Source organism: Nocardia tenerifensis NBRC 101015 (genome assembly GCF_000308715.1).
GTDB lineage: Bacteria > Actinomycetota > Actinomycetes > Mycobacteriales > Mycobacteriaceae > Nocardia > Nocardia tenerifensis.
This window is the reverse complement of sequence record NZ_BAGH01000269.1, coordinates 1-10100: the sequence shown is the minus strand read 5'-3', so window position 1 is coordinate 10100 and position 10100 is coordinate 1. Positions and strand designations below refer to the sequence as shown.

At 68.7% G+C, this 10100-nt stretch carries 11 protein-coding genes; 5 read left to right on the top strand and 6 right to left on the bottom strand.

The window, feature by feature from the left end; all coding sequences use genetic code 11:
• A partial coding sequence (locus tag ON39_RS20935; protein WP_040736845.1) for a cation:proton antiporter occupies positions 1 to 424 on the top strand: 424 nt, incomplete at its 5' end.
• Here the strand turns inward: ON39_RS20935 and ON39_RS20930 are convergent.
• The 4 genes from ON39_RS20930 to ppgK form a co-directional block, all read right to left on the bottom strand.
• Positions 414 to 1178: a rhomboid-like protein gene (locus ON39_RS20930; RefSeq protein WP_040736844.1), complete on the bottom strand. Its 765-nt coding sequence runs from the start codon at positions 1176 to 1178 to the stop codon at positions 414 to 416. The genes ON39_RS20935 and ON39_RS20930 overlap by 11 nt on opposite strands.
• A 284-nt stretch (positions 1179 to 1462) precedes the next feature.
• Positions 1463 to 1690, bottom strand: coding sequence for a hypothetical protein (locus ON39_RS20925; RefSeq protein WP_040736842.1), 228 nt, complete (start codon positions 1688 to 1690; stop codon positions 1463 to 1465).
• A 441-nt stretch (positions 1691 to 2131) separates the two neighbouring features.
• Positions 2132 to 3505 carry an RNA polymerase sigma factor gene (locus tag ON39_RS20920; RefSeq protein WP_040736840.1) on the bottom strand — a complete coding sequence of 458 codons (1374 nt, stop codon included), beginning with the start codon at positions 3503 to 3505 and terminating at the stop codon, positions 2132 to 2134.
• Positions 3506 to 3862: 357 nt separating this feature from the next.
• A complete protein-coding gene (ppgK, locus tag ON39_RS20915; protein WP_040736838.1) occupies positions 3863 to 4621 on the bottom strand; it encodes a polyphosphate--glucose phosphotransferase in 759 nt (252 codons plus the stop codon).
• A 178-nt stretch (positions 4622 to 4799) separates the two neighbouring features.
• Between ppgK and ON39_RS20910 the strand changes: the two genes are divergently transcribed.
• Positions 4800 to 5714 (top strand): inositol monophosphatase family protein, encoded by a 915-nt coding sequence (locus ON39_RS20910; protein ID WP_373283714.1) that lies wholly within the window; start codon positions 4800 to 4802, stop codon positions 5712 to 5714.
• 384 nt (positions 5715 to 6098) lie between these two features.
• Here the strand turns inward: ON39_RS20910 and cei are convergent, their stop codons facing one another.
• Positions 6099 to 6776 carry an envelope integrity protein Cei gene (gene cei, locus ON39_RS20905; protein ID WP_040736850.1) on the bottom strand — a complete coding sequence of 226 codons (678 nt, stop codon included), beginning with the start codon at positions 6774 to 6776 and terminating at the stop codon, positions 6099 to 6101.
• 539 nt (positions 6777 to 7315) lie between these two features.
• Here cei and ON39_RS20900 point away from each other — a divergent pair.
• Positions 7316 to 7618, top strand: a complete 303-nt coding sequence (locus ON39_RS20900; RefSeq protein WP_040736837.1) for a DUF4193 domain-containing protein — start codon at positions 7316 to 7318, stop codon at positions 7616 to 7618.
• Positions 7619 to 7635: 17 nt separating this feature from the next.
• On the opposite strand, the gene ON39_RS20895 is transcribed toward ON39_RS20900, so the two are convergent.
• Complete coding sequence (locus tag ON39_RS20895) at positions 7636 to 8121, bottom strand: DUF3093 domain-containing protein (protein WP_040736835.1); 486 nt, start codon at positions 8119 to 8121, stop codon at positions 7636 to 7638.
• Positions 8122 to 8268: 147 nt separating this feature from the next.
• Between ON39_RS20895 and dut the strand changes: the two genes are divergently transcribed.
• A complete protein-coding gene (gene dut / locus ON39_RS20890) occupies positions 8269 to 8742 on the top strand; it encodes a dUTP diphosphatase (RefSeq protein WP_174412549.1) in 474 nt (157 codons plus the stop codon).
• Between the two features lie 5 nt (positions 8743 to 8747).
• A complete protein-coding gene (locus tag ON39_RS20885) occupies positions 8748 to 9578 on the top strand; it encodes a DUF3710 domain-containing protein (RefSeq protein ID WP_040736846.1) in 831 nt (276 codons plus the stop codon).
• Positions 9579 to 10100: the final 522 nt, after the last annotated feature.

The window sequence follows — 10100 nt, the reverse complement described above, 5'->3', positions numbered from 1 at the left end:
GACCGCGCACGAGGCCGCGAAACTCCTGGAACCGCTGCGCGATCTGTTCGCCGCGATCTTCTTCGTCGCGTTCGGGCTCACCACCGACCCGCAGGCCATCCCGCCCGTGCTCGGCTGGGCCGTGGCGCTCGCGGTGCTCACCACGCTGACCAAGATCGCGACCGGCTGGTGGGCGGCGAGCAGGCAGGGCATCCGGCCGATGGGTCGCGCGCGGGCGGGCGCCGCCCTGGTCGCGCGCGGCGAGTTCTCCATCGTCATCGCCGGCCTGGCGGTGACCATGGGCGGTGTCGACGGTGAACTCGCGGCGCTCGCCTCGGCGTATGTGCTACTGATGGCGGTCCTCGGCCCGGTCGCGGCGCGCGTGGTCGAGCCGGTCGTCGGGCTCGTGCAGCGCCGGTTCAAACCGGCCTCCGTCACTCCCTGACCGCAGCCGCCTCGGGTTTCGCGGCGGTCTTCCGCTCGACCCAGCGGCCGAACACGGTGGCCAGCGCGCCGACCATGAGGCCGATCAGGCACGCGCACAAGTGGCCATAGTCGGTGAACGTCGGACCGATCCACAACGCCGCGGCGAGTGTCACGATGAGCGTGCCCGCCCACACCACCCGGACCAGCCCCCGGAAGCGGAACGCCATCGCGGCCAGCACCGCCGAAAAGCCGTAGCTGGTGCCGACATCCGCGGCCACGGCCACCTTGAGCGGGATCACGCCGCGTTCGATAGCGTGCGAGATGCCGGTGACGGTGAGCAGCGTCGCGCCGATGTGCCCCGTGGCGAACAGGATGATCCATCGGGTGGTGCCGAGCCAGCGTTCCGCGTAGGCCATCACGATCAGGAAGCCCGCGATGGTGCTCCACGGGAAGCCGCCGTCGGTCCAGAACGCCGAGGCGACCAGCACCTGCACCGGGTTGTGGCGCATGTTGTAGAGGTTGGTGGAGGCCGAGAAGATCAGCCGGCGTTCCACGGAGTCGCCCACGCCCCGCAGCGTCCACCAGGTGACGAAGACGGTGAAGGCGTAGGCGGTGGTGGCCGGGGCCGCGCCGAGGTGTTCGCGGATGGCGGGCAGTACGCGACGCACCAGGCCTGGCCGACGGAGCCAGCGCCACACGACGCGCAGTTCGGTCCGCAGATCGATGGTCTGAGTCCAGGGTGACCGAAACCGGACCGGGGCGGAGGCAACCACAGTGGTTCAGTCTGCCGTGTCCGAATCGAGGGTCGGCTACTGGCTGGCCTTCGCGCGTGTGCGCGGTGGAATCAGCGCGCCTGCCGTGGGGCTACCCGCCCTTGGCATTCGACGGTATCGGCGGGCACCACGGCCACCGGCCCGATGCCGGGGTGTTCATCGCCAGGCGTGCCGGAGCTCGAAAGTCGTTGCCCCGCTGAGCGTTACCGACGACGGTTTGGGCCGCTCGCTCGATCGTCGGCTGTGCCTCTGTGGCTGGGTGAAAAACGTTGCGGCACAGAGGTTTACAACCGATGGTTGCGACTGGCCTTCATCGCGGCGTCGGCGCGTGCCGCCGCGCTCTTCGCGCGCGCCGCGGCCTGCTTGACCAGTTTCTCGTCGGAGTCGGTCACCTCGACCTCGTGCACTCCGGGCGTCGGAGTCGGCGCGGCCTGAGCACGGACAACGAAACCGACCACCACCAGCACCGCGGTGACCGCGACGATGACGAACAGGGAACGCAGAACACGCACTTGTCCTCCAGGCATGATCGGGGTGGAGCCGGACCAAACGAGAGACAACACCATGTGGCACAACCACAATAGCCGCCGCCTCACCTCAGCCCGCCCGCGCCCACCGAAGATCATCCCGGCCGATAAAAACGACGAAGCCTCGTTCCGCCCCAGATTATGCCCGTGAGAACGACAAAGCCCGCCTCCGCCGCGGTCCATCTCCCAAGGAACGACGCAGCCCGCCTCCGCCGCAGTTCATCTCCCAAGGAACGACGCAGCCCGCCTCCGCCGCAGACTATCTGTTGCTCGGGAACGCCGAAGCCTGCATCCACTGCGGATCATCCATTCCCTGGGAACAACGAATCTCGCATTCGCCGCAGATCATCCGTTCCCCGGAACGACAAAGCCCGCATCCGTCGTCCGCGCGAGGCGGTCCGACGAATGCGGGCGTCGAAACGAACCCTAGTCCAGGTAGTCGCGCAGGACCTGGGAGCGGCTGGGGTGGCGCAGCTTGCTCATGGTCTTGGACTCGATCTGCCGGATGCGTTCGCGGGTGACCCCGTAGACCTGGCCGATCTCGTCGAGGGTGCGCGGCTGGCCGTCGGTGAGGCCGAAGCGCAGCCGGACCACGCCGGCCTCGCGCTCGGACAGCGTCTCCAGCACCGACTGCAGCTGATCCTGCAGCAGCGTGAAGCTCACCGCGTCGACCGCGACCACGGCCTCGGAGTCTTCGATGAAGTCGCCGAGCTGGCTGTCGCCCTCGTCGCCGATGGTCTGGTCCAGCGAGATGGGCTCACGCGCGTACTGCTGGATCTCCAGCACCTTCTCCGGCGTGATGTCCATTTCCTTGGCGAGCTCCTCCGGGGTGGGCTCGCGGCCCAGATCCTGGAGCAGTTCGCGCTGGATGCGGCCGAGCTTGTTGATGACCTCGACCATGTGCACCGGGATGCGGATGGTGCGGGCCTGGTCGGCCATGGCGCGGGTGATGGCCTGCCGGATCCACCAGGTGGCGTACGTGGAGAACTTGTAGCCCTTGGTGTAGTCGAACTTCTCGACGGCGCGAATCAGACCCAGGTTGCCCTCCTGGATCAGGTCCAGGAACGCCATGCCGCGGCCGGTGTAGCGCTTGGCCAGCGAGACGACCAGTCGGAGGTTGGCCTCCAGCAGGTGGTTCTTGGCGCGGTTGCCGTCGCGGACGATCCAGGTGTAGTCGCGGCGCATCGCGACCGGCAGCTTCTCGCCCTGCTCGGTGAACTCGCGCACCTTCTCCGCCGCGTAGAGGCCGGCCTCGATCCGCTTGGCGAGTTCGACCTCCTCTTCGGCGTTGAGGAGCGCGACCTTGCCGATCTGCTTGAGGTAGGCGCGCACGGAGTCGGCCGAGGCGGTGAGCTCGGCGTCCTTGCGGGCCTGCCGTAGCGCCTCGGATTCCTCTTCGTCCCAGACGAAGTCGCCGGAGGCCTTGTCGGCGGCGGAGGGCTCGACCTCCTCCTCGGCGGCCTCGGCGACCTCCTCGACGACCAGGTCCTCGGCGTCCTCGGTGAGATCGTCCTCGGAGACCTCGAGATCGCCCAGATCCTCGATATCGACGGCCTCGTCGTCGAGGGCGTCGTCGGCCCCGGGCTCGCCGTCCGGACCCGCCTTCTTGGTGGCGGCCTTCTTGGCGGGACCCTTCGTCGCCTTGGCGGCCGCCTTCTTGGCAGGCGCCTTCTTGGCGGCGGCCTTCTTGGCCGGGGCCTTCTTCGCGGCAGCCGCCTTGCGCACCGGCCGGGCTTCGGTTACATCTGCGGAGTCGGCCTCGGCCGAATCGGCGGTCTGACGGGTATTCGTGGCTACCACGTACGCCCTTTCGTGACGGTCTCGTGCGGCGTCACGCCAGAGTGGTCTTCCGGCGGAGCGGTCTGTCGGGTTTCACCGGCGGAGGGCCGGTCGGGTTTCTCCGGTCGTGAACGAGCCGGGCACGTTCCATTGTAACGATCTAACCAGGGTACCTATGGCCACCTTGCATGAGGCGGCGCTTCGCGAGTTCGGCGTCGCCACATACGAGCAACGCCGGAAGCGCTCGCTCGCCGCGCGACCACCGCGGCATGCATGTCAGGGCCGGAGGTGGCAGCACCGTGTAACCGGCGCAGGCCCCATGCATGCCGCAAGTTCAACACCGTATACCGTCCGGTGTCGCGCGGTGGCGGGGCACCGTCACGGCGCGATGCCCGCGTCGATGGCCATCGCCGCGCCGACGATGCCCGCGGTGTTGCGCAGATGCGCCGGGATCACCTGAGTTCGGTTGGTCAGCAACGGAATCCACAGGTCTGCGTCGCGGCTGATGCCGCCGCCCGCGACGAACACCTTCGGCCAGAAGAGGTTTTCCAGGCCGATCAGCACGGTGCTGACTTCCGCGGCCCACTGCTCGAACGACAGTCCGTCGCGCTCCTTGATCGAGGCGGCGGCGCGGTGCTCGGTCTCCATGCCGCCGACCTCCAGGTGGCCGAGTTCGCTGTTGGCCACCAGCGTGCCCTGGTAGAGCAGGGCCGAGCCGATGCCGGTCCCGAAGGTCAGCAACAGCACGAGCCCGTCGAAATCCTTTGCCGCGCCGTAGCGGTCCTCGGCGAGGCCCGCCGCGTCCGCGTCGTTGAGCACGGTGACCGGGCGGCCGTCCAGCGCGGTGGTGAACAGCGCCCGCGCGTCGGTGCCGACCCAGGCCTTGTCGATGTTGGCCGCGGTGCGCGCGACGCCGTCGAGCACCACCGAGGGCAGGGTGATGCCGACCGGTCCGTCCCACTGGGCCTGGGCGACCAGTTTCGCCACCGCGTCGGCGACGGCCTGCGGGGTCGAGGGCTGCGGTGTGGCGATCTTGATGCGGTCGTGGACCAGCTCGCCGGTCGCCAGATCGACCGCGCCGCCCTTGACGCCGCTGCCGCCGATATCGATGCCGAATGCGTGCCCCCGAGCGGACATGACTTGAGCCCTCGTTCCTGTGCTGGCCGGTGTGGAGCACAACACCGGCACAAGGCTTCCCCCGGTGTCGCGAGCAGCGATGCGGTGGTGTGCCCGACGACGGCGTTGTGTCGTGCACGACAAGAGTAATGCGCGATCGATGCTGCGCGTTCGCGAGGATCTGTGATGCGATGGGGGCGTGCCGGAAACCTCATCACCCGTGTCCGACTACACCTCCGAGATCATCGTCGCCCGCGGCGACGAGGCCGAACTGCGCAGAGTCGCCGTCGATCTAGCCGAAACCGCCGCGGCGCACGTGCGCGCCCGCCGCCCCGAGGTCTTCGGTCAGGCCGGTGGACCCGCCGAAGGCGCCGTGCAGGCCAAGGGCCACCCGACCGACCCGGTGACCGTCGTCGACACCGAGACCGAAGACCTGATCCGCGGCCTGCTCGCCGAGCAACGCCCCGGCGACCCCATCCTCGGCGAGGAGGGCGGCGGCAGCCTCGCCGACTCCGCCGCCGACGTCGTGCACTGGGTAATAGACCCAATCGACGGCACGGTGAATTTCCTGTATGGCATCCCCGGCTACGCGGTCTCGGTGGCCGCGATGCGCGGCGGCCGCCCCGTCGCGGGCGCGGTGGTCGACGTCGCGCGGCGTGCCACCTACAGCGCCGGACTGGGCCTCGGCGCCATCCGTGTCGACTCGGAGGGCGCGGTGGAGCACCTGAGCTGCACCCCCGTCGAAACGGTCGCCATGTCCCTCGTGGCCACCGGTTTCGCCTACGGCAAGCATCGCCGCGCCCGGCAAGCGGAGCTGATCGGCGAGATCCTGCCGCACATCCGCGACATCCGCCGCTTCGGCGCCGCCGCCCTCGACCTCTGCCACGTAGCCGCGGGCCGAGTAGACGCCTACTTCGAACACGGCCTCAACGCCTGGGACTGGGGCGCGGGCGCCCTCATAGCCGCCGAAGCCGGCGCCCACCTGACCCTCCCACCCGCCACCGCCCCCGGCTCAGCCGGCGACCTCGTCATAGCCGCCGCCCCCGGCATCGCCGACGAACTCTTCGCCCTACTCCATCGAGTAGGCGCCACTGACCCCATTCCCGACCGCTGACAACTCGGGGAACCGCCGACAACTTCCGACCGACCCAAAGCCCAACGGCCCCAAGCCCAACGGACCCAAGCCCATACGTGCTAGCTCAAGTGCAGACGAGGGGCCAATCCCGCTACAAGCCACTCCGAGTGCAGACCAGGGACTAAGCCCGCTACGAGCCACCCCAAAGTGCACACGAGGGACCCCAAGCCGCTACGAGTCACCCGAGCGGCTACTAGCCCTCAAACGGCGACGAAACCACCCCATGTTCTTGCGAGACAACTGATCTCGCAAGAACATGGGTAACTCCCCGGGCACGGGCTAACCCGCCCCCAACCGAACCGCCGGCCGCCAACGTCACCGCACAGCCCACCTAGATCTGGCCTGAATACGCGGAGAGGCGGGTTAGCAGTGGGCTTGTCTGGCGGCTTCCAAGAGTTTGATGTCGATCGAGGTGCTCCCGCCCGGCGCCGGGTTCTTCAGCGACCGCAGCACCTCCTCGGCGTCGTTGCTCGGCCGAATATCGCGGAACAGCGACCCGAGCACCATGTCGACCGTCTCGTCGGCGCGCTGATCCTCGATCAGTTCCGCGCACGGCACGACCAGTTGCACCGACGCCGCGGCCGGGCGGCCGTTCACGCCGAAGCGGATCTGGCCCATGCACTCGAGGTCGCCGTTGACGTATACCGAATCGTTGCCGTATTGCGTCCCGGGTGCGCTGGCGAACCCGAGGTCGCCGAACTGCGCGGCGACGTGCGCGGCCTGGCCGCGTTGGTTGTTGGCGTTGAGCACGCGCACTCTGCTGGCCGAGAGCGGGGCCGGTTCCACGTCCTGCAGGCGGCTGGGGCCGACCCGCTGGCCCAGCGTCGCCGCCGGTTGCGCGCCCGGCTCGGTGGCCGGGCTCGGCGAGTTGCACGCCATCGCGCTGCTGTCGTGTTCGGTCGTCGTCAACGCCTTGACCCACACGATCGTGCAGATCAGCGTGACGATGCCGAGCATGATGAGCCAGGGCTGCGGGCGCCGTCGGAGGAAGGGCCTGCCCTGGGAATCCACGGAGCGGCCTTCGGTGATCAGTGAAACCACCAGCACACTCTACGAAAGAGTGGCGCCTCTCGCGGACGCCAGGCCAGCCGGGCGAGCCGTGGTGCGCGAATCCCGTGGTGTGCGGGCCGCGGGAGCTGGTCGGACGATCATGACGAACCGGTGACGGCATCGTCCGAGAAGCGTCCGGCCACCAGTTCCCGTCGGCTCTGGCTGCCCGTCACGGGCGGTGAATGTCCGCAGGAGGTCTCGGTGTGTTCGACGGATGGTGTCGATTACCCGTCGGTTTCGAATCGTCTGTGTTTTGATTGCGACTTTTGTCCGGGGGTCCGCTATTGTCTGGCGGCCCAGATCGAATCGCCGGTGGCGAAATTGGTGGTCGGTCGCGGGAACAAGAAGGGCATGTCCTGCGTTTACCGAGCGCTATCCGGAGTGGATCAGCTCGATCCGACCTGATGGGCGAGCGGTGTACGTGTGACGTGCACCACCGGCGGGGCGGCGCAAGTCACGGCGGTTCCGGAAGGAATCGGTGTGAGCGAGCCGGTCCGGGATATTTGAAGTAAGGACGAGGGGAAGACGACATGGCAACCGACTATGACGCACCGAGGCGCACCGAAACCGACGATGTGTCGGAAGATTCGCTGGAGGAGCTGAAGGCTCGTCGTAACGAGGCACAGTCCGCCGTCGTGGACATCGACGAATCCGATACCGCGGAGTCGTTCGAGCTTCCCGGCGCGGATCTGTCCGAGGAAGTGCTGAGCGTTCGGGTGATCCCGAAGCAGGCCGACGAGTTCACATGCTCCAGCTGCTTCCTCGTGCACCATCGCAGCAGACTGGCCAGCGAGCAGGGCGGCCAGCTGATCTGCATGGACTGCGCGGCTTGAGCTGGTTCGCGAGATGATCAGCCCGCGCTGGGCAGCCCCAGCGCGGCCAGGACCCGTTCGGGATGGCGCGTACTGACCAGCCAGTACGGCGTCGGATCGTCCGGGTCGTCGAGGACGAGCAGAACCATCGGCCCGATCCACGGTCGATGCTGCACATACGCGGCGGGGTCGAGCTGGCGACCCAGCGCCGCGCTCTTCGCCGTGTGGGCGACGACGGCCGCCCGGGCCACGAAATTCACCGGCAGGTGGGCGCGGTCGACGCGCAGTTCCGGCGTGCCCGACGCGTCCGGCGCGACCTCCACGCGGTGCCTGCTGAGCCACAGCAGCACCCACACCGGCACCGGGAACAGCAGCACGTAGGGCAGCCAGGCCCGCAAACCCGGTGCGCCCATGTGAATTTCGGCGGCCAGCAACCCGGTGATGGCGAAGGCCACCGGCCACCACCACAGCGGCACCCAGAGGCGCTCGCGGTACGGCCGCGCGGTCTGTTTCTTCTCGTCCATCGTCACGGGGTTGGGCTGGTCCGACACGGTTCAACACTAATTCACGACACCGACTGGTCAACGCGTAGGCTCGACCAACGTGAGGGAGCGAACCATGGAGACAGCAGCCACGCTCACGGCGAGGCCGAGCGCCTGTGCGGTGCGGTCGTGAACGCGCCGGCGCCCATTCCGTTGCTGCGGCTCGATCCCGGCATCCCCGTACCCGCGCGCGCCCATCACGGCGACGCGGGCGTCGATCTGTGCACCACCGAAGACGTCATCCTGGAGCCGGGCGAGCGGGTGCTGGTCGGCACCGGTGTCGCCGTGGCGCTGCCGGTCGGCACGGTCGGCCTGATCCATCCGCGATCGGGGCTGGCGGCCAAGACCGGGCTCTCGGTGGTGAACACTCCCGGCACGGTCGACGCCGGATACCGGGGCGAGATCAAGGTGTGCCTGATCAACCACGATCCGCGCACGCCGATCGAGCTGCGCCGGGGCGACCGGATCGCGCAACTGCTGGTGCAACGGGTGGAACTGGTCGACTTCGTCGAGGTCGACACGCTCGACGAAACCGCGCGCGGTGCGGGCGGTTACGGCTCTAGCGGCGGCCACGCGAGTTTGACCGCCGCCGAGGAGGGGTGATGGGAATTTTCGGTAAGAAGAAGCGGTCCGTCGACGAAGACCGGTACGCGGACGACGACTACGATTCGGTCGACGAGTACGACGAAGACGATTACGACACCGATGAACATCCGGTGGTCGGCGCGAACTACGACGACGCGGGTGCGGGCTCGGGCCCGTACGACTTCAAGGACGTCGCCGACCTGCTCGAGCGGGTCACCGATCAGCGCCTCGACCTCGGCTCGGTGATCCTGCCGGTGCCGCAGGGCGGTCAGCTGCAGGTCGAGATGACGCCGGACGGCACGCCCCAGGCCGTGCACCTGGCCACCGAGCACGGCAGGCTCACCGTCGCGGCCTACGCGGCCCCGAAGTCGGCGGGCCAATGGCGCACGGTGGCCGCCGATCTCGCCGATTCGCTGCGCAACGACGGCGCGCGGGTCGCGGTGGAGACCGGGCCGTGGGGCCGCGAGTTGCTCGCCGTCACCGAGGGTGCCGACCTGCGGTTCATCGGGGTCGACGGCCCGCGTTGGATGGTGCGGCTGGTCGCGGCGGGCCCCTCGGGCGCGTCCAACGACGGCAGCCCGCTGGTCACGGCGGCCCGAGCCATCCTGCGCGAGACCGTGGTTCGCCGCGGCGACGACCCGTTGCCCGTCCGCGAGCCTCTACCCGTGGTGCTCCCACAGGAACTGGCCGAACAGCTCGCCGCGGCCCACCAGGCCCAAGCTCAGGCTCAGGCCCAGCAAGCCGCGGCCCAGGCCGCCGCGCAAACAGGCGCCCAACCCGCCGTCCCGCGCATGCCCGAAGGCCCCCGCCGAGGCGCGGACGGTTCCGCCATGCAACAGCTCGGCTTGAACTGACCGGCTAGCACTCCGCTGAGCCGCGCGCTACCCAATCGTGCCGCGCGGCAAGCATTTCGACACACCGCGCTCCCGCAGCGAACGCCGCATCAGCATCCCGGCGCCGGCCCGCGACCGGCGACGTCGCCGAAGGCTCATCGCGCTCAGCGATGCGGCGACCGACGCGGTAAAAAATTCTCTTGAGGGTTCGGGCCGACCGTCCGGCAACGAGTTCGGCGTCCGCGAGCCGGGCTGTGCCGGATGGCAGCGGTTCGATGGCGACTACCCCCCCACGCATTCTGGCGGATCGGCCGCGCGTCGAGCCAGTTCACGGAGGCGGTTACTGGGGATTGCCAATCAGCTTGTCTCACAAGGCACCACAGCCGTTTGTCGCCATGCGGGTCGAGGAAACGCGGTTCGCTGATCGCTCAGTCGTGCGTCGGGCCCACTGAGCCCGAGCAGCCGTGCTTCAGAGATGCGGCAAAGCGGCAAAACCTGTGTGGCCGAGGATGGCTGGGTTCGCGCCCAAGTCTGCGAGGGTGA

What these genes read in the sequence shown, in the direction of transcription:
- ppgK (WP_040736838.1), bottom strand. Translation starts at nt 4,621, where the DNA reads ATGTCCGCTCGGGGGCACGCATTCGGCATCGATATCGGCGGCAGCGGC.
- ON39_RS20900 (WP_040736837.1), top strand. Translation starts at nt 7,316, where the DNA reads ATGGCAACCGACTATGACGCACCGAGGCGCACCGAAACCGACGATGTG.
- ON39_RS20895 (WP_040736835.1), bottom strand. Translation starts at nt 8,121, where the DNA reads ATGGACGAGAAGAAACAGACCGCGCGGCCGTACCGCGAGCGCCTCTGG.